General features: G+C 38.9%; 15 protein-coding genes and 1 pseudogene. 5 read left to right on the top strand and 11 right to left on the bottom strand.

Annotated elements, in window-relative coordinates; genetic code table 11:
* Positions 1-6: 6 nt before the first annotated feature.
* A complete protein-coding gene (locus AC51G0_RS26105; RefSeq protein WP_496302486.1) occupies positions 7-552 on the top strand; it encodes a hypothetical protein in 546 nt (181 codons plus the stop codon).
* Entirely contained in the window at positions 539-2,962 is a 2,424-nt protein-coding gene (locus AC51G0_RS26100) for an AAA family ATPase (RefSeq protein WP_496302485.1), read from the top strand. The genes AC51G0_RS26105 and AC51G0_RS26100 overlap by 14 nt, the downstream gene beginning before the upstream one ends.
* Before the next feature lie 679 nt (positions 2,963-3,641).
* Here AC51G0_RS26100 and AC51G0_RS26095 read toward each other — a convergent pair.
* The 3 genes from AC51G0_RS26095 to AC51G0_RS26085 form a co-directional block, all read right to left on the bottom strand.
* The gene (locus AC51G0_RS26095) at positions 3,642-5,489 is read right to left on the bottom strand and encodes a DUF3732 domain-containing protein (protein WP_496302484.1); all 1,848 of its coding nucleotides are present in this window, start codon (positions 5,487-5,489) and stop codon (positions 3,642-3,644) included.
* Complete coding sequence (locus AC51G0_RS26090; RefSeq protein ID WP_496304208.1) at positions 5,486-5,821, bottom strand: three component ABC system middle component; 336 nt, start codon at positions 5,819-5,821, stop codon at positions 5,486-5,488. The genes AC51G0_RS26095 and AC51G0_RS26090 overlap by 4 nt, the downstream gene beginning before the upstream one ends.
* Before the next feature lie 98 nt (positions 5,822-5,919).
* The gene (locus AC51G0_RS26085) at positions 5,920-7,140 is read right to left on the bottom strand and encodes a hypothetical protein (RefSeq protein WP_496302483.1); all 1,221 of its coding nucleotides are present in this window, start codon (positions 7,138-7,140) and stop codon (positions 5,920-5,922) included.
* A gap of 494 nt (positions 7,141-7,634) precedes the next feature.
* On the opposite strand from AC51G0_RS26085, the gene AC51G0_RS26080 reads away from it, so the two are divergent.
* Positions 7,635-8,315 (top strand): hypothetical protein, encoded by a 681-nt coding sequence (locus tag AC51G0_RS26080; protein ID WP_496302482.1) that lies wholly within the window; start codon positions 7,635-7,637, stop codon positions 8,313-8,315.
* A gap of 1,362 nt (positions 8,316-9,677) precedes the next feature.
* The gene (locus AC51G0_RS26075) at positions 9,678-10,166 is read left to right on the top strand and encodes a hypothetical protein (protein WP_496302481.1); all 489 of its coding nucleotides are present in this window, start codon (positions 9,678-9,680) and stop codon (positions 10,164-10,166) included.
* 516 nt (positions 10,167-10,682) lie between these two features.
* Here AC51G0_RS26075 and nrdG read toward each other — a convergent pair.
* The 3 genes and pseudogenes from nrdG to nrdD (AC51G0_RS26060) form a co-directional block, all read right to left on the bottom strand.
* The gene (gene nrdG / locus AC51G0_RS26070; RefSeq protein WP_496302480.1) at positions 10,683-11,150 is read right to left on the bottom strand and encodes an anaerobic ribonucleoside-triphosphate reductase-activating protein; all 468 of its coding nucleotides are present in this window, start codon (positions 11,148-11,150) and stop codon (positions 10,683-10,685) included.
* Between the two features lie 6 nt (positions 11,151-11,156).
* Complete coding sequence (gene nrdD / locus AC51G0_RS26065; RefSeq protein WP_496302479.1) at positions 11,157-13,298, bottom strand: anaerobic ribonucleoside-triphosphate reductase; 2,142 nt, start codon at positions 13,296-13,298, stop codon at positions 11,157-11,159.
* A gap of 249 nt (positions 13,299-13,547) precedes the next feature.
* A pseudogene (nrdD, locus tag AC51G0_RS26060) lies at positions 13,548-14,405 on the bottom strand (anaerobic ribonucleoside-triphosphate reductase); the annotation flags it as partial.
* Between the two features lie 571 nt (positions 14,406-14,976).
* Here nrdD (AC51G0_RS26060) and AC51G0_RS26055 point away from each other — a divergent pair.
* Positions 14,977-15,108 carry a hypothetical protein gene (locus AC51G0_RS26055; RefSeq protein ID WP_496302478.1) on the top strand — a complete coding sequence of 44 codons (132 nt, stop codon included), beginning with the start codon at positions 14,977-14,979 and terminating at the stop codon, positions 15,106-15,108.
* Positions 15,109-15,188: 80 nt separating this feature from the next.
* On the opposite strand, the gene AC51G0_RS26050 is transcribed toward AC51G0_RS26055, so the two are convergent.
* The 5 genes from AC51G0_RS26050 to AC51G0_RS26030 form a co-directional block, all read right to left on the bottom strand.
* Complete coding sequence (locus tag AC51G0_RS26050; RefSeq protein WP_496302477.1) at positions 15,189-16,532, bottom strand: sigma-54-dependent transcriptional regulator; 1,344 nt, start codon at positions 16,530-16,532, stop codon at positions 15,189-15,191.
* A 287-nt stretch (positions 16,533-16,819) separates the two neighbouring features.
* Positions 16,820-17,329, bottom strand: a complete 510-nt coding sequence (locus tag AC51G0_RS26045) for a hypothetical protein (RefSeq protein ID WP_496302476.1) — start codon at positions 17,327-17,329, stop codon at positions 16,820-16,822.
* Between the two features lie 8 nt (positions 17,330-17,337).
* Complete coding sequence (locus AC51G0_RS26040; RefSeq protein WP_496302474.1) at positions 17,338-18,012, bottom strand: C39 family peptidase; 675 nt, start codon at positions 18,010-18,012, stop codon at positions 17,338-17,340.
* A gap of 152 nt (positions 18,013-18,164) precedes the next feature.
* A complete protein-coding gene (locus AC51G0_RS26035) occupies positions 18,165-18,737 on the bottom strand; it encodes a hypothetical protein (RefSeq protein ID WP_496302473.1) in 573 nt (190 codons plus the stop codon).
* A gap of 212 nt (positions 18,738-18,949) precedes the next feature.
* A complete protein-coding gene (locus AC51G0_RS26030) occupies positions 18,950-19,282 on the bottom strand; it encodes a carbon storage regulator (protein ID WP_496302472.1) in 333 nt (110 codons plus the stop codon).
* Between the last annotated feature and the right edge of the window lie 40 nt (positions 19,283-19,322).

Raw genomic sequence — 19,322 nt, 5'->3', positions numbered from 1 at the left:
ATAAACATGGAAATAGAACCTATTAAATTGACACCTGAACAGGAGAACCTGCGAGGTACTGCCAAATCTGCGTTATACATCGAATGCTACAAGCAGGTTATTAGTCAGATGCGCGAAAAGGAGCTCAAGTTTCCGAGAGACATACGTGGAACAAATGAACTAGGAATCAATGTTAGTGAATTGGCGAGGTGGTGTGCATTCAAGGATCGCGCAACTCTCTACAAGAACACGGTGATTAGGGAAGCGCTCCCTAGGGATATACACAACATTGGTGTTGAGGACTCTCAACCAAGATCTATCATAGATAAAAAGAGAGACGATTTAGTTGCGAGTCAGGCTAGTGATATAAACGAACAAAGCGATCTAATCGTAACGCTAAATGCTCGCATACAAACACTGGAGCAGCAGTTGAGGGACAAGGATGCCCAGATACATAGGCTGGAACTGAGCTTGGCTGCCTCAGAACAATCTGTTGACGACCATATGAGGTGTCATGCAGAGCAGGTTAGAAACTCTATCCTCAGCGGGGGACGAACATTTGATCGAGTTTAGACTACTGGTTACAAGTGTACGTGTCTTACTGAACGCCTATATTGTTTACGGTAATTGCGCTGCATCCAACAAACGATTGTCTGTTTTTATTAGGAAAGATTATGCCTACAAGCAGCCTTGTGAGGCTGAAGTATGGCTGTTTTCATGTGCAAACCAAAAAGTACTGATTAATTATCGCCCACAATATTCGGCTACATCAGGTAAGTTAATTTTAGCCGCATTTGATGATATCGAGAACGACCTTAGACTCTTCGAGCGTGCATTGCGTCAGTATGAGTTGCCAACCCTGACTAAGAAGCTATTCCTCAGGCATCCAGAGTTCCGAGGTATCGGATGTGGAGAATCTCGTATTAAAAAAGCTATCGAGCGAGCTGGATCAGCAAGGCAATTCCTGAATGAACTAAAAAACAACAACCTAGCCGCCCTTGTAGATGCATTTAACAGCACTGAGCGGGGACTGGCGTTCCTAACAGCCTATCAAAATGTGCAGGCTGAATTTGAGTCTATTGAGTTCATCGAAAAGGCTGGTTATGACAAACGGACGGCACACAGACTGATCAGGCTATTGGGTCGCTCTACAAAGAGTTTATTAACCAGTAATCCATATGCTCCTATCCGTATGGGTAACCGATTTAACAATGCATGGGGCGTGGCTGAACGACTCAGAAAGTCGAAGGAAATTAGTATTCCAGAGGACTCTCCTGTCAGGTTAATTGGAGCAATTGATTGCGTGGTATATCGTGCACTTAGGCAAAACCACACAGCTATCAATGACGATAGGTTTAGGGTGGCACTATCGTCGTTGATTGGTGAGAATTTGGTTGATATTGCAATTGATACGGGCCTTTCGCTAGTTGCCCTGTGCAGAACGAGTAGAGGCGACTATCAGGGTGTCGGTCTAGCGAATATTGAGAGTATCGTCGAGAGATCAATGGCAACAAAAATAGTTTCCTCTAAGGACGCTAAATCACCCAGTGGACGTATCATCTCCCTAATAAATGAGTTTGATGAATACTCATTAAAAATGAACGGGTTCAATCTTACCGAAGAACAGAAAAAGCTCGCCTTCAACGCCTTGACCAATGACCTTTCAATCGCTCAAGGGGAAGGAGGTACTGGTAAAAGTACGGCCATGGCATGTGTTAAATACGTCTGTAACCGCCTAGGCCGACCAACATATTTTGTAGCGGTTGCGGGGATAGCCAAAAAACGCGTCCATGATGAACTGGAGCGAATGTGTGTCATCCGAAAGTCAAACACTAGCCTATTCGGTAATGGAGAGGACGAGGTCTGTTGTTACACTGTCCGAGGATTAATTCGTCAAGTCGAGCTAACTATTGAAAACCCCAATATCAAGGATGCGATACAACTAAACGACAATCCACTGATTGTATTTGACGAATCCTCAATGCTAGATCTATCACTGGTAGTAGAGTTCATATCCCTTTTTGATAACCATTCGATGAAATACAGCATTTCAATGGTAGGAGACATTGCTCAAATCGCTCCTGTGGGGTTTGGCGTGGTTTGGCAGCACCTTGTGAGCCTAGGGGCATTAAAACCTGATACAGTGCCGTACAGCGAACTTAGAAGTGTCCACAGACAGGGAGCTGGCAATCCGATTAGAGATGTGGCGACGCTAGTACGAACTATCGGCCACAGTATGAAAGCTGAGTGGGATGACAGAACATGTGGGTTTTCAATCGATCCACTGAGTGCCCTAACCGACCTAAGTTCATTTTCGGGTCAAGCTGGCGTGTACTACCTACAAGTTAATGATTCTCAAATAATTTCAAATGCATATTCACTATCCAAAAAATTGGGATTAGATAGGTCTCAGGTAATTACACCTTATTCCAATGCAGATAACCCCCTATCTACCATCAGCATTAACGACCACTTCATAACAAATGAACGAGACTGTGGTGTTTCAGAACCTTTATGGGGGTTTACCAAGGGTGATCGTGTTATTGTCACAAAGAACTTCGCACCACTTGACCTGTACAACGGTGATATGGCAACTGTCACTGATATTGTCTACGAGCAAGAAGAGGCAGGTGAAGACATACAAAAAAAGTTAGTCTGCAAGTTTGCTGAAAAGACAGTCTATATCGATGAAAGTGCATGTTTTGATACTGGGTTAGTACATTCTTACGGTATCACAATTCATAAAACTCAAGGCTCAGAGTTTGCCTACACTATCGTTCTCTTGCCTAGGTCTACCTCCACATCATTTGTGGAGAACAGCATGATTTATACTGCACTAACACGCTCAAAAACTGCCTCCATTTTTATTGGAGATATGAGAACATTAACAAAGGCAATCAACAGCAAACCCGCATACATGAGAATTTGTTCGGGGTTCAACCTTGACGCTGAGCTATCACAGTATGTTTCGTCAGCCGCATAGCTAGACACATGTGATGACAGCCCCGCAGGGATAAGGGCGGAAAGAAAATCACGGGGTTGCGCACCCCTGAAATCCGCCCGAGACCCAGCGAAGCTGGTTACAGAGTATAACTGGCAGTGATACGCGCTTGCGCCTCCTGCTAGACCCTAACATATCTAGAAGCGCACACTACTGTTAATACGCTAGTTATGTGGCGACGTTTTAGCTACTACGGCCCACTGAATTGGTAGTCGGCTATTACGCCCTAAAACGTATCTTCACAAAAAGGGCGCCTCTGCGGCTTACAGTTCTACCATCATCTAGATTAGTCAGGGGGCAGTCTGACACTTTGCAAATCAAGGTTTAATCAGATCTGACAGAATGTTCTAACTGAGTTATGCCCCATTATGAGCTTGCGCAATAAAGTACGAACAACGCCAACGGAAATTTAGCCTTACTTTCTATAATGCCTTTAATTCTAATTAAATGGATAAATTTATTAATCCATTACATTTACTATGCAACAAAAAACAGGAAGAAGGGAGGTTATCTTTACCTTTAATTATCACTACATAAAGTATGTCCGATAAATTAGAAATAAATCTAGTGTAGAGGGGTACTAGATATCTGTACCCCTAATCTACGTGTGTAAGTTCTAATATCCCACAAGAATACCAGAGATAGATACTTGCACACAATTTTAATTAGATGTGGAAATTATATTCTCCTTGTTTACTAGAGCATTCCCGTTTCTGAATTCTTCCACAATATGAGTATTTTTGAATTCTGAAGTCAGTTCTTTAGGAGTATGCTCTAATACTATCATCTGGAAGTTTTTACCATTATCGATCGCATCGCCTACAAAGCTATCTAGTAGCTTAAATGCACTTTTTATCTTAGACTGATCACTACTACTGAGGCTTTTTTCCTTCTCTTTTTCGTCACCATAATATGGTCTGCTAGGTTGATCAATTATTAAATATGGTGCTACAAACTTTACTTCATTCTGCATGATTGTTTCATGTAACGAAAGCGAGAAGAACAGTTGTAGAAACATATGATTAGAGCTACTCCCGACATTCTCAATATACGTTGATTTCGGTTTTCTTAATGAAAGTTGTTTATTTTTATAGTCAAATGATGGTTTATAGTTGCTATAGTTAACAAGAGAGTCACCTACAATTGTCATATAGTCAGAAATGATATCCTCGATAGCTTTACATGTAAGCTGCTTGCGTTCTGTTGTATCCTCTATAGAAATAGATTCAATTTCATTTTGTATATTTGAAATATCAACTAAATTTTCATCTTGAGGTTTGTCTTTATAGATTTTTGCTTTAGTAGTTATTTGGCCAAGATAATAGTACTTCTCTTTTGATGAAGTATACTCATGGTCGTGATTTTTCTTGTAGTGATTAAGTTGCTCACTAAAAGTTTTTTCTTTCTTTTCAAGTTTTGAAATTTGTTCGTCGACTTGTATTGATAGTGGTGTTTTACCTTTTCTTTCTTGTTTTATCTTAGTTACTTGATCCGATAAATGAGAGATTATGTCACCATAAATAGATGTTTTAATTAATTCGCTATCAATACCTTTAAGATACTCTATTGGTTTTATATTGCTTTCTAATTTTTTTAGTGATTCTTTGTATTGTGAGTACTGACTACTAAACCTTTTCAGGTTTTTTATTTTTTTTATTGTAGAAAAGTAATCTTTCTCGATTTTGTCTCTTTCCCCATCATTACCTTCGGAAAGAATGGTATTAATATCTAAGTTTATTATTTGATTCCAAGACTCTTTAGGGTCAAGACTTGGATCTATAAGAGAGTACTCTTTAGAAAGAGAAATTAATTTTGATTGCTCTTCGATAAAATCTTTAGACTGGTTACTTAAACGGTTATTTTTTCGTTCTAATCGTTTGATTCTACTCTCAAGTGCATCAATAGTTTCCCTTTTTAAAATATTCTCGACTGTTTCAATGCCAACAGACAGATCAAATATTCTAGGTAGCGCTTCTCTGTATCTTTCTTTGTTCTGTTTATCAAAGAATACACCTGAGTCATTTTCTATGATATTACCAGATATTGTATTAAACATCTGAAAATACCTGATAGATATCTTTGAGTCTTTACTGTGATATTTTCCTCCATATTCTACTTTGGTGTTTTCTGTTATGTTGAAAATCGAATTAAAGTACTTCTTTAGAGTACCTTCATTTGAATTCTGGTAGGGAGTAATGTCATTTGAGTCTAGTTCGGTAAAGTAAAACTCATTTGAAACTTTTGAAAAGTATGGTGACTTTCTGGCAAATGTAAAATCTGAACCATTATGACTTAGAACTAATCCGTACCAAGATACGTTATCATTAATTATATCTTGTGATATTTTGCTTTCCGATGCGAAAAAGCAATAATCAATAATATCTATAATTGCAGTTTTACCAGTATTACTGGTTCCTGTGATAATGTTGACTTTGTTTGGTTGAAAGGTCAGCTCTCTAGTAGTGCCATTTTTAAACCAAATGATTAGCTTTTTAATGTAGTAGTTCATAGATTAATCCTTAGGTTTAAGTATAAATATTCAGATGGCATACTTAAAATTTTAGCTATACAGTTAGCTGACTTGTAGTATTTCTCGACAACAGACCCCATTTTTTTGTTAAATTCAATTTCCTTATTTACTGTAATTACGCCTTCATTGATATTGATGTATTCCATTTCATGTAAATACTGAATTGAATTTATTGATAGTGAAAGATTGCTGTAATAGATACTATCGAAATCTGAGAATAAATCTGGATGGTTAATTATTAACTGCTCAAATGATTTAGAAGTGTTGGATTTCCTAGAAATAATATTCAAAAGAGATTTTTGATATACCATAGGATATATCAAAAGCACTTTATCTAGACTAACACTTTTGGTTTCTTGTAGAACCGATTGAATAGCTAATACACAGTTCCCAAGGTTTATTTGGTTGTTCATTTTTTATACTTGCTCCAATCTTTTCTCCAACCTATTTCTGGTAGGTCAGATAAGTAGTATAAAAATCCATTAGAGAAAGTTAGGTCTTTAGGTAGTGAGTTGAAATTTAGTGGTGACTCTCTTAACTTATCTACCAATTCGATAGCTAACTTTGAATGTTCTTCTTCATTGAGTTGTGGGCGGTATGTCTTCCGCCATTTGTTTTTCCATTCTAATACAGATTGTGACCTTTCTTTATTCAATTGTATGTTTGTTAACTCACCATTTTCTAACCAAGAGTTAAGGTTTTTCTTAGCAGATATCATATATGTAGCAAACTCTACAATTTCGTCAGTATCAGACTCGCTTATATCACCAATATCAATCAATTGTTTTATGAATGTGAAATCTTCTATTCTGTCAGGTATTACTTCATTAAAATCATATAATACCAAACCTTCATTTTGATGGTTTTGAAAGTGTTTTCTATATTTTCGGTAGAAATCATCAAAGGAAACTACGCACTTAATTCCCTTTTTGATATTAATGAAATTATCTTCCCTAATTGATGAGTCAACGAGTTTGAACACGTTTTCAACGTGCCGTTTATCTATCATACATGATAAAATTGCTTCATGACATCTACGTATTATATCGTTTTCTTCTAGTTCGAACTCAATTTTCTTTAGAAAATCTAACAATACGCTAGAGTCTAATGAAATAATGTTGTCGGTGTAATTTTTTATATCATCAGACTTCGATTCACTAGTCAGGTTTTTTACTTCATTAGCTACTTCAGATAGTGTTAATTCTCCATTTTTAGCTTTTTCAACTAACTTAATAAAGCTGTTACTCCCACTATTTGATTTATTTGAGGCAAGAACGAAATTCGTGATTTTTAAAAACTTTAATTGGATAGATGGGTGAGTTCGACCTGCTTTGGCATATTTGATTACATCAACCCAGTTAGATAGTGTTTTCCATAAATCTGAATCTAAGTCGGTTAAGTTCGCTGGTTTATTGGTAACATTGGAGGTTTTTACGGTATGCTTCAATTGATAGAGTACTTGAATGTCATTATCTAGATCTGTGTGTACATCATCTTTACACTCTAATCCTACACTTTGACCATGCTTTAGTGATAATACCTTCCAGAGAAAATAGTAGTACTGATAATCAAATCCAGCGCTACTTTTATCAGCTGTTGTTGACTCCGGAAAGTCATCAAGTGAGTTCATCAATTCAACCTCTTAAATCCAATGTAATCATATACTAACACTAGACAAGAGGTTTGGTTAAGCTACTAGTTCATGTTTATATGAAAAGATGTGAGTAACTGTAAAATCATAGTGGTTTCTGCTGTTAAAGATGTAATCGACATCCAAAAGCTAACTCACTTTTGTCCAGAGGTGTGTTGACGGGTGATGTAACACACCTCTGCCCCATTATGAGCTATTACCGATTAGCAACTCAGTTCACTGAAGTATAATTTGACCTACATTTAGTGATTCCAAAAATACGGAAGTAAAGTCAGATTACGCCTCTATCTAAATGACCAAATTCAGCCTGCCACTACACTATTTAGCTGTTGTTTAGCTGATGGTTAAAGAGGAGGGAGACGTTCAGGTTGTTTCACTAAACTCGATGAAATAATGGTAGCGTTTATGTGTGCGAATTTTGGGATTTGATATGCTATTGTATGCTGCTTGTTGGTTTGGATTAGGAAAGTAGTGTGCATAAAGCAGTAGGTAAAGCGATTAGTGATACAGTTGTTGAACGACTAAAAACACCTTTGATAGCTACTTTCATCTTCTCTTGGTTAGTGGTCAATCACTCAGTTGTACTTCAATTCACATTTGAAACCTTACCCAATAAGGTTGCACTAGCTAAAAGTCTACAAGTTGGTTGGTGGTATGGGCTGTTCCTACCTGCAATTGTATCTCTTGGTTACATACTCCTTATACCTGCCTTACAACTAGGTTTAGATTGGTTAGTTCTTAATACTCTTGGTGAATCACGTAAGAAGCATGATGTTAAAGATGCTAGGAATAAACTTGAATCTACACAGGAACACCAGATTAAGTTACGTGATAAAGAGTTAGAGAGCTGGGATCAGGAAAGAAAAGAACTAAATGATGAAGTTGAGAAAGTACAAAATGGTATGGCTAAGGTGTTGGCTCAACTTCATTCAACTCAAGAAATGAAGGAATCCTTAGAATCAGCAAGGCTAGAGATTGATTCAGATAGACAAAAGTTAGAGGATGCTATTAATAGAGCTGTCGAATCATTAGAGAAGCCAGCTATGAACGCTGGTTCGGGCTACGATGACGAAAGAAGTCCTGAAGAAGTTTATAAAGAAACAATTGAAATCCTGAGAGAAGTAGTATTTGACCCAGAAGAGATCCCTTTCTGACGTTTCTAAATAAATAACTAGATTATGATCTGAACCATCAATACTGAACACTAAGCTAAGCGGCTTTCCATACCTTTAGTTATTGATGATTTGCTAAATTAGCAAACTCACTGGCACATTTCTGTCCAGAGACGTGTTACAGCTGAAATACGTAACTATGTGAAATGCGTAACTACCCCTATCCGTTACTAGAAGAAGTGCTAACAAGGCCAAGCATTTGGCTAGTCATTACTAACTAAGTGGACATTAAGGTATTCTTCTTAATACCTTAATGTCCACTTGATGTGATGTAACATTAGTTATAAGTACGTCTATGTAACTAGGCTCAAAAATGAAAGTCTACGTAGCTATTTCAAAAATAGATGAATTTGAAGTGATCTCTTTTATCGAAATCTCCCCCTCCACCAAAAAAAATGGTGGCTACTGTATTTTGGGATAGCTAAAGTTATCTGAGAAATTGACTACAGACCGTAGCCTCTGAATTATTCATGTCCATTTCTAAGTTGGCGGCAGCCTTAGTGGTTACATAAAAGCATTTAATACAATCACTTAGCACCTAAGTTCACAAAAAACACTCTAAAGATCAACCTCTACAACGATATGTCCATATCAATGATGTAATCCATGTACGATCTTTCCTATGTTCCCGAAAAGCACCACACCGTTCAGCGAACCATAGATGAACTGAAATTAGCATGCACTATCACTTGATGATCGGAATTAGCATCACTATCACTTGATGATCGGAATTAGCATGCACTATCACTTGATGATCGGAATTAGCATGCACTATCACTTGATGATCGGAATTAGCATTAAAGTAGTATCCAGATCGGGATTTGCATTACTTGTCGAATTGAGGGAGTGGAATTAGAGTTATATTTCAGACGTGCAAATGTCCATCCCTGAGTTGGCGGCAGCCTTAGTGGTTACATAAAAGCATTTAATACAATCACTTAGCACCTACGCTCACAAAAAACACTCTAAAGGTCAATCTCTACAACGATATGTCCATATCAATGATGTAATCCATGTACGATCTTTCCTACGTTCCCGAAAAGCACTACACCGTTCAGCGAACCATAGATGAACTGAAATTAGCATTAAAGTAGCATTCAGATCGGGATTTGCATTACTTGTCGAATTGAGGGAATGGAATTAGATTTATATATCAAACGCATAAATGTCCAATGCTTTACTAGCTCGAATAGAATCTGCTCGTTTGTGTCCAATTACAGGTTATGTCATATTGTACGATCTGTAAGTCGTCTTCTCGGAAGTGTCAGAGCGTGTATGAGCCACTACATCTTAAATCAAATCCTTTAAGCAATTATCTTATTACCTTGACTTAAGGAGATACCATTGAGAATTCTATATCTCGATCTACATGCGCTACTGTATTCAATTGACTACTTGAACAAACACGAGGATGTGTTTGATTCGTTTAAGTCGCAAAAGCCATTTTGCTCCACAGACACCTTTCTACTAAATGTTGAACCCGATAGGTTAGGTGCGCAAAAACTAGCCGCCGCCGCATTCGAAGCTGGCCTTCTTCTATATCCAACTGGCAATAATTACACTAGAGATTTGCTTGTTAGGCACAATGTATTCCCTGATCTCCAATTAGCACCATATGTGGATGTAACGTCGAAGGTGAGGCCGGATGATCATGATCCAGTCAGGCGCATGTTCGCCCACGCTAATGCACTGGAAGCTGAGTGGTTTGTATGCGGAGATATTGCATCCGATGAACGCTTTAAGTCATTTCCGAATCGTTATCTAGTGAGTCAGTTTGATAAAGGTGTCAGTGATGAGCTGATATCACAGATAATTGCTACTAAGGCTTGTTGACACACGTTTAGAGTACTTGTGTTAACAGGTGAGCAAAAAATAAAGTGCCGAATGCTGGGAGTCGCCAAACTCCCAGCTCAGCCCCCAGCGATGCTGCAACATCTTTGGGGTTAGTGACAAGGTTATTGTAGCCCTTTAATATTAGGTATATTTTTCTTACCTATCAAGTGCTTCTTCTTTTTCTTTACCTTCTTTCGAAGTAACATTTTTTGCCGCAGCTACAAGTGATTCATTGAGCTTTGTCTCGCTGCGCTTTTGTATTTTCGAGACTATCAGACAATGTTTTTAACGTTTTGATTAGTTGCTGTCAGTTCTGCAATGATGTAATCCATGTACGATCTTACCTACGTTCACGAAAAACACTACACCCTTCAGCGAACTATGGACGAACTGAAATTAGCATTGCCTGTAGAACTTAGGGAACGGAATTATATATATATCAAACGCGCAAATGTTCAGAGACCTGCCTACACGGTAAGTCCAAGCACATTTGTGTCCTATTACGTACTCGGGACTCTATATACTGAACCTATGTATGATCTGATTAGAGCTTCCACGCCATAGTAATTCAGGATCGTACTTATCTTGCTCAAACTTACCATCAATTAGAACATCTATATGCTCTACTATGGATCTTTGCTCTGAAGACAGTTCATCGATGATATAACCAGTCCACATCCAAATATCTTTATCAGGACATTCCTCTTTCACTCTAACCACCAGTTTATATATGCTCGCGGTGTTTGCAGGGTGTAGAGGGTCACCACCTGATAGTGATAATCCGCGCCTCTTAATGCGCGTATCTTTAAGGTCTTTGATTATCTGGTCTTCCATCTCTTGGGTAAATAGGTGACCAGAATTAGGATTTAACGTTGATTTGTTGTAGCAGCCTCGGCAGTTATGTTCGCACCCTGCGACAAACAGGGTGCAACGTGTACCTTCACCATTAACAACATCAACTTGCTGATATTTATGGTAATTCATTAGTCTCTACATGTGTTTAACACGTCGAATAACTTCTTCTTGCTTACCAGAGTTAAATGGTCGAGCGTCAGGAGAACCCAAGTATCCACAAACACGGCGTGTAACTGATACCTTTTTAGGATCATGGTTTCCACATTTCGGACAAGTGAAGCCTTTGCTCGTACACTCGAACTCACCTGAGAAGCCACACTCGTAACACTCATCAATTGGAGTGTTTGTGCCGTAATAAGGAACTCGGTCGTAGCTGTAGTCCCATACATTCTCTAGAGCTTCGATATTGCGCTGCATGTTAGGGAACTCGCCGTAACAGATGAAGCCACCACTCGCTAGTTCAGGGTATGGCATCTCGAAGTCGATCTTGTCGTATGGATTAACTTTCTTCTGCACATCAAGGTGGAAACTGTTCGTGTAGTAACCTTTATCCGTAACGCTATCTAGTACACCGAACTCTTTAGTATCTAGTGAGCAGAATCGAGTACACAAGTTTTCAGAAGGCGTGCTGTATAAGCTGTAGCCCCAGCCACTATGCTCTTTCCAGCCATCAACTTTGTTCTTCAGGAACTTAACGATCTCGATACCTTTCTGGCGCAGAACTTCGTTATCGAAAATATGCTCACCATCTTTGGCATATAGTGCGTTGATAGTCTCGTGAATACCAATGTAGCCCATCGAGATTGAGGCACGACCATTCTTGAAGATGTCTAGAACTTCATCATCAGGGTTCAGACGAACACCCAGAGCACCTTCTGTATATAGGATTGGTGCAACACGAGCTTTGACACCACGAAGGCGATCAATACGAGTCTCAAGTGCGCGACGAACAAGTTCAGAACGCTCTTCCAAGATTTCGTAGAACTTAGCCTCGTCACCATTAGCCTCGATAGCGATACGTGGTAGGTTAAGGCTAACTACGCCTAGGTTGTTACGCCCTTCATGTACCTCATTACCATTTTCATCCACATAGCGACCTAGGAAGCTACGGCAGCCCATTGGAGCCTTAAATGAACCAGTAACTTCCACTACTTTGTCGTAGTTTAGAATGTCTGGGTACATGCGCTTTGAAGCACATTCAAGGGCAAGTTCCTTAATATCGTAGTTTGGATCTTCTTTCTTAAGGTTGATACCATCTTTGATTGTGAACAGCAGCTTAGGGAAAACAGCTGTCTTCTTGTTCTTACCCAAACCTTTGATTCTATTCTGAAAAATAGACTTTTGAATGAGTTTAGACTCCCAGCTAGTGCCTAGACCAAGGTTTACGCTCAAAAATGGAGTTTGCCCATTGGAACTGAAAAGCGTATTGATCTCGTACTCAAGAGATTGGAATGCATCGTAAACTTCCTTTTCTGTAAGTTTACGTGCATAAGCCTCAGGATTTGGTACATCCCACTCTTTTGCCGTAGCAAGGTGCTTCTCATGACTTACTGTAACGTAAGGTGCTAGTACCTCATCTAGACGGTTCAATGTAGTGCCACCATAAGTATGGCTAGCTACTTGCGCTACTATTTGGGCAGTAACAGCTGTTGCTGTTTGGATTGACTTAGGTGTGTCGATTTCTGCATTACCCATGCGGAAACCGTTCTTCAGCATGTTCTCTAGATCTACAATCATGCAGTTGAACATCGGGAAGAATGGAGAGTAATCCAGATCATGGTAATGGATCTCACCATTCTCATGTGCTTGAACAATGTCACGCGGTAGCATGTGGTGCTTTGCATAGTGCTTAGAGATAATACCTGCAAGAAGATCGCGCTGTGTAGGAATTACCTTGCCATCCTTATTTGCATTTTCATTCAGTAGGTCAGCGTTGCTTTGATCTACCAAGCCAGAAATTTCAGCACTTAATGCACTTGCTTTTTCACGTTGTATATCACGGTCATGACGATACTCAATGTAAGCACGAGCTACATCTTCATCGACATGCATTAGTTCTTTTTCTACTAGAGACTGGATCTCACAAATCTCAATCTCGGCTCTGCCATTCATCTTCTCGCATACGTTAGCGGCAACAATATCGCCAAGTTCGCGCTTAGGGCAGTTGATGCTTTCTGCTGCTGATTGAACAGCATTCTTAATTAGTTGTGCGTTAAAGGTTGCTTTTGCACCGTCACGTTTAACCACAACTGCTGATTCGTGTTGCTTCATAATCATGTTCATTTCTCCTTATAGTTATAGTTTTTAAGCTGCAATTTGAAAGGCTTGTTTTTGAAGGTTTTGCTTTTTCGCAACCTCACGAGAGTGCTCTCGTGAAAAAACAGCCAGTTCAGCTAGGTGAAATGAATTCTGTAGTGTCATTGAACCCGCTAGTTTAGAGGCTTGTAGTGCAAGTGAAAAGTTTTCTTGAGAGAGGTAGTACGCACACACACATAGAAGTTTAATAAAGTTCTTTACTACATAATGGCCGTTGCTTGAAAATAGCGTATTAATCTCGTATTCAAGTGACTGGAACGCATCAAAAACTTCTTTCTCGGTCAGTTTCTTCGCGTAATCTTCCGCATTAGGCACCTCCCAAAGCATGCCTGTTTTCAAGTGCTTCTTAAAGCTTGCAGTCACATATGGAGCCAGCACCTCGTCTAGGCGGTTTAGTGTTGTTCCGCCGTAAGTGTGGCTAGCCACTTGAGCAACAATCTGTGCAGTTACGGCTGTCGCGGTTTGAATGGATTTAGGAGTGTCAATTTCCGCATTGCCCATACGAAAACCTTTGGTAAGCATATTCTCCAAATCAACAATCATACAATTGAACATTGGAAAAAATGGAGAATAGTCCAAGTCATGGTAGTGAATTTGACCCGTCTCGTGTGCATGAACAATATCGCGAGGCAACATATGGTTTTTCGCATAATGCTTCGAAACAATACCTGCCAGCAAATCACGTTGAGTCGGGATCACTTTCGAATCTTTGTTCGCATTTTCATTGAGGAGATCAGCATTGCTCTGCTCAACCAACCCTGAAATTTCCGCACTCAATGCGCTTTTCTTTTCACGCTCGATATCACGGTCATGACGATACTCAATATAAGCACGAGCAACATTCTTATGCGGACCTACCATCAGGTGATTTTCAACCGCGTCCTGAATAGCGTGAATGTCCACTTCCTCTGCAGACATAAACTGAGAAAGCACACCGTCAGCTACTGATGCTGCGTACGCTTCATCCATAGCTTCAACTGACTCTGCAGCGCTAAGTACCGCTTCTTTAATACGCTTAGTATTAAACGGTAATCGGCATCCATCACGCTTAATCACAACAGGTTTCACACGGGGCTCCTACGAAAATGACACTGTCACATAAACACAAAATATAGTGCTTAGTGATCTAGGGAATACAAGATGTGGTGTATTAGGCGAGAATTCCGCAAAACAAACATTGATCTAAATCAGTTTTTATCAAGGACAGTACAGGGAACAACCGATGAATTTGAGCTAGTACAAAAAATTAAATGTAAGCTTTTTTCTGAGCCTTTTTGTCAACAAATTTATTGTCTTCCAGAGCACTTTTTTAGAAAAATACTCCTTGCAAATTGAACAATCAACGGCATCTTTTTTCATCAAATTCGATATACAAGATCCCCTTTAGCCTAGAAGTGATAATACACTCAACAGTCACTTGTTCGGTTCTTATGCAACTGAATGTTAGACAATACACTGTACTCATCTGCCCGCTGGTGCTTCACATCCCCCCACACTTAATTGGTGAAATATTCGCCAACACAGTTTTGCTGATGGGATCTTGATCTCCCTTTCATACTAATGTCATTTAATGTTTGTACTGTTCGCACTATAGATAAAGACCAAGAGCACATATAGTGTGCAGTAAAATAGGATGAATATGGACGCTTTAAACCAGTATACGTTTGTTGCGCCAACCGAAGATGAGCTCATGGTTGAGCAGCCTGATACGCTTTATCTCTCTGTTGATTGTGACGACGAGCTTGCTAATGACATCATTGTACTAAGCTAGTACTACTTACTATCGTGAGATTTAGCCTCAATTGACAAAAAAAAGCCCGACTTATCGGGCTTTTTTAGTACAATTTATTCTCATTCACGTATGTAGCCGTTATTGTAATGCCTGACATCAGGCACTATATTGTGCTTATTCAGCAAACGGTACATGGTCGCCCGTGAAACGCCAAGGTCTTTAGCTGCAGATGCCACCTGGCCTCGATGTGTTTCAAGTACAGCCACCAATACATCCTTTTCAGCCTCGTCTTTAATGTTCCTCAGACTTTGTTTAAGATTTGCCTTGCTTGGTAGGTCAAAATGTTCGGCGCGTACCTCATTACCTTCTGCAAGTAACGCTGCGCGTTTAACTTGATTAATCAACTCCCTGACATTTCCAGGCCAACTATAACGTAGCAACAATTGCTTAGAATCTTCCGAGAATGTTGCAGCCATTGTGCTGTACTCTCTGGCAAACTTGGTCAAAAAAGTTTCAGCCAACAAGAAGATATCCGAGCCACGCTCTCTCAACGTTGGCACTTTAATATGGAACACATTTAACCGATAGAACAGTTCCTTGCTAAACTCCCCATTCGCTACAGCCACTTCAAGATCGGCACTTGATGACGCGATAATACGCACATCTGACGATAGATCATCATCAAGCGAATCTCCCGCAGGGATCTGTAAGTAAGACAGAAGCTCATCCTGAAGTTCTTTGGATAATTCTTCAACATTATCCAATAAAACAGTTCCATTAAACTGGGAGCCATCTTCCTGGGTATAAGTACCGTCTAAAAATGATATTTTTTCATCATCTCTAGCGAGAGAGCCACAGTTCACCGTAACGAAAGGAGCATTCTTACGTTTAGATAAATTATGAATTGATTTGGCAATCAGCTCTTTACCTGTGCCATTTTCACCAGTCAAAAAAACATTCACTTCAGTTAAAGCAACTCGACGAACCATATCTCGTAGCTGTTTGACTGACTTAGATTCCCCAAATAGCCCCATATCATGCTGCGAAGTGATCTCAACCCATGACGTTGCCTCAATATCGAGCATACCCAACTGGTGCCCAACCGTATCAAGTAGATGGCTACCTGGAATAGGAACAGAAAAATAGTCAACACAGAAGTTATTAATAAACTGGCAGATAGCATCCGTCTTCAACTGCTCTTTCTTAATTATCGCAATCCATTTTACTTGCTTGGTTTTATTTGCCCTTAAAGAAATGCTATTTAAGCTAAAGTCATTATTGCTTAAATCAACAATACAGATACAAGGGCTGAACTCCTCCAGGATTGAGTCAGCCGTCCGTAGGTCATAGCAGCAGTGGGTTTTCCAACCAGATTGTTCAAGAAGCGCAATCCAAGGTTCGTAGTTACATCCAATTGCAACAAGTCGACCATTAATTGATTTATTTTGACATTGAGCCACCATCGAAGTCACCTTCTTTCAATGTACATATTATTATTGATGTCTTAAAAATATAGGCAATAAACGGCAGATTTGCAGGGTATCAGATGTAAGAATAGTCTTGGAAAGATATTACTAATAAAAAACATCAAAAATTGTCAATATTAATCAATAATTTATTAGAATCAAAAACAACAGTAAAAAGTATGCTTATTAGGATAGATAAAGTTATGAACAACAAAAAAGGTACAGCATTTATGCTGTACCTGCTGGAATGACAAAATTTTACTATGAACACAGTTTAATACCTACTAATACCCATTGTATAGAATAGAGTTATCTAAACGATTGCGATATATAGACTCTTGAATATATCCCTTGACATCTGCCTCAATATCCATCGTTGTCAGGGTGTTGATCGTCGTACCATCCTCTGAGTTCTGGATAACAAAGCCTACACTATCCCCATTCCGAACTAAATTATTAGTATTGTTATCACCTATGGAGATAAACTTTAGAGGATCTCCATATTCTACTGTCGTCCCATCAACCTGACTAACCAACTGACCATTATTAATAGTAAGATCCGCAATTTGAGTAGAGAAAACCGTCTCACCATTAATAGCTGTACTTACGCTCAATCCAATATTAATAATACTATCATTTATCGAGACAAAACCACCTCGTATGGAAGACATCTCGCTATCAGATAATGACGTTAAACCAAGTTCATCTATAGCAGGAAAGTTAATGGAAGCATTAGCTATAATAGCGACACCTCCTATCGTCGTAGCGACGAATATACGAGTTAATGTTTTCATACTAGCCTCTAATAATCATTTGCACCCGGAAGTGTGATACTAAACGTTGCAAGTGAATCTCTTGCTATCGCTTCTGATGATGGCGATGGCATATAGACATTATAGTTTTCAGCAGTTATAAAGCTCTCACGGCCTTTTCCTGCATAATTTTTAACCAATAAAACAGATCCCTTATAATAGCTTTTAAAGTCTTCTATTGGCATCACGACTGTACCGCGGGAAGGATCGCCTAGAATAACTTGACTACTATTTATCCCCTTTATTACAACGAAGTGCATATAACCATCAAAGTTGACAATAGTAATCGCAGGTATTCGTATCTTACTGAATTTTTCAAGTGGGAGATTATAGCCGTTGGCATCTAACCCAATAGAAATTAGGTAGTTTTTCATATCCAACATTGAAAAACCCTGCTTTTCAATTTTCTCTTTATTGCCATGCTTGAACATATACTTAAAAACAGTATCTTCTGATGTTTCAACGCCGTAATGATAAGTAATCAAAGAAGCGACCGCAGCAGAACCACAACTAAAGTCGTATTGCTGTCGATAAACATCACCAAATAACTGCTCTTGGTAAGTTTTTACCTCAACATTATATGCACCTCTAGTTGGAAAGTAGTCAAGTGCATAAATATTACTACTTGCTATCAGGCCGATAGTAAACAATATCGATATTTTCATAATCTATACCGCTTTGATTTTGTGGCCGTATTACGACTATAAGTCTGTTCTCAGACAAATAAAACATAGCATCATTGCCAAACACAAAAATATTAACTAAATAGTTGTTAAAAAAATTTAATGAAAGGGCCATGAAGGCCCTTTTATCTAGCTTAATAATCACCACCAGGGCTAACAACGCCCCCACCTGAGCCAACAAGCGCTGCATTTGTGCTTGATGTTTGTTGTACTAGCGAGTTATTACCTACGTTCTGACCTGCAACATTAATACCGGAAGCACCACCAAATGATCGGTTCATATCGTTGGTTTGCACCACTGTTATATCAGTAGGATTCCTTTTACAGCACGCTCCGCCATACGTTACCTCAGCATCCATCACATGACCGTATAGCTTGGATTCAGCAAGGTATTTATTGAGCTCAAAATCGAGTTCTTTCTCATATGAATTCTCATATACTTGATTATATTCTTCGATATTCTTATACACATTCCCAACATCTTTAAGTATTAAGACATCGTTGTCTTTATTAACTTCTTTGTTGACATAAAGATCTTTTTCATAGGTGAATGATTTATCTTTGGTAACATCTAAATTACCGCTACCTTCGATGGTAATATCACCATCATGACCGTATCCGTATCCATAGCCGCTGTCATAACCATCAGCAAGTGCTAATGGTGAAGCCACTAGTGCTGCAATCAGCATAATATTTGTTTTACGCATGATATTACTCCAAAAATATAAGTTTTTATTTTAATATCCGTGCATTTATGTCATATTCGTTATTGCTCATAAAGTAGTACTACTTGCAATAATATAACCATATAACAAAAGAAGTATTGTTACTGTGTCCTGCGAAACCCAATGTTATTCTAATTTAGATTTTATTGGTCGCTGACATATATTTCATATGTCAGCATAGATAGACTAACAATCTACTTCAATGTCAGGTTAACCACGGTCGCATTCTGAATTAACACATTGTTACCAGTGTTTTGGACTACATTTAACACACCAGATGCATTACTAAATGAACCAGCATCAATAATATTATCACCTGTTGTGTTATTATAAGCCCCATTACCTGCAACATCGCCATACATATCTGAATTTGCTTGAATGTTATCAATCTTCAGCTCATATTGACCACCACGAGACTGAGTCATCATATCATCACTTAAAGCATCAGAGTTTGCTAGAATATCCAACTCATCTGCAACAACTCCACTGGAGATAAGAGCAACTGCTATCAGTGTTAAATATTTCATGACTTCCTCCTGAGGGCTGTCATACAACCCTCAGTTATGT

Source organism: Photobacterium sp. HL06 (assembly GCF_059552575.1).
The sequence above is the reverse complement of the archived record's forward strand: the minus strand, read 5'-3'. Positions and strand labels throughout refer to the sequence as shown.

Excerpts from the sequence above, each read along its gene's own strand:
- AC51G0_RS26090 (WP_496304208.1), bottom strand. The coding sequence starts at position 5,821 with ATGGTATATCAAAAATCTCTTTTGAATATTATTTCTAGGAAATCCAAC.
- AC51G0_RS26050 (WP_496302477.1), bottom strand. The coding sequence starts at position 16,532 with ATGGTGGCTCAATGTCAAAATAAATCAATTAATGGTCGACTTGTTGCA.
- AC51G0_RS26055 (WP_496302478.1), top strand. The coding sequence starts at position 14,977 with ATGGACGCTTTAAACCAGTATACGTTTGTTGCGCCAACCGAAGATGAG.
- nrdG (WP_496302480.1), bottom strand. The coding sequence starts at position 11,150 with ATGAATTACCATAAATATCAGCAAGTTGATGTTGTTAATGGTGAAGGT.
- nrdD (WP_496302479.1), bottom strand. The coding sequence starts at position 13,298 with ATGATTATGAAGCAACACGAATCAGCAGTTGTGGTTAAACGTGACGGT.
- AC51G0_RS26040 (WP_496302474.1), bottom strand. The coding sequence starts at position 18,012 with ATGAAAATATCGATATTGTTTACTATCGGCCTGATAGCAAGTAGTAAT.
- AC51G0_RS26085 (WP_496302483.1), bottom strand. The coding sequence starts at position 7,140 with ATGAACTCACTTGATGACTTTCCGGAGTCAACAACAGCTGATAAAAGT.
- AC51G0_RS26045 (WP_496302476.1), bottom strand. The coding sequence starts at position 17,329 with ATGAAAACATTAACTCGTATATTCGTCGCTACGACGATAGGAGGTGTC.
- AC51G0_RS26105 (WP_496302486.1), top strand. The coding sequence starts at position 7 with ATGGAAATAGAACCTATTAAATTGACACCTGAACAGGAGAACCTGCGA.
- AC51G0_RS26030 (WP_496302472.1), bottom strand. The coding sequence starts at position 19,282 with ATGAAATATTTAACACTGATAGCAGTTGCTCTTATCTCCAGTGGAGTT.
- AC51G0_RS26095 (WP_496302484.1), bottom strand. The coding sequence starts at position 5,489 with ATGAACTACTACATTAAAAAGCTAATCATTTGGTTTAAAAATGGCACT.
- AC51G0_RS26035 (WP_496302473.1), bottom strand. The coding sequence starts at position 18,737 with ATGCGTAAAACAAATATTATGCTGATTGCAGCACTAGTGGCTTCACCA.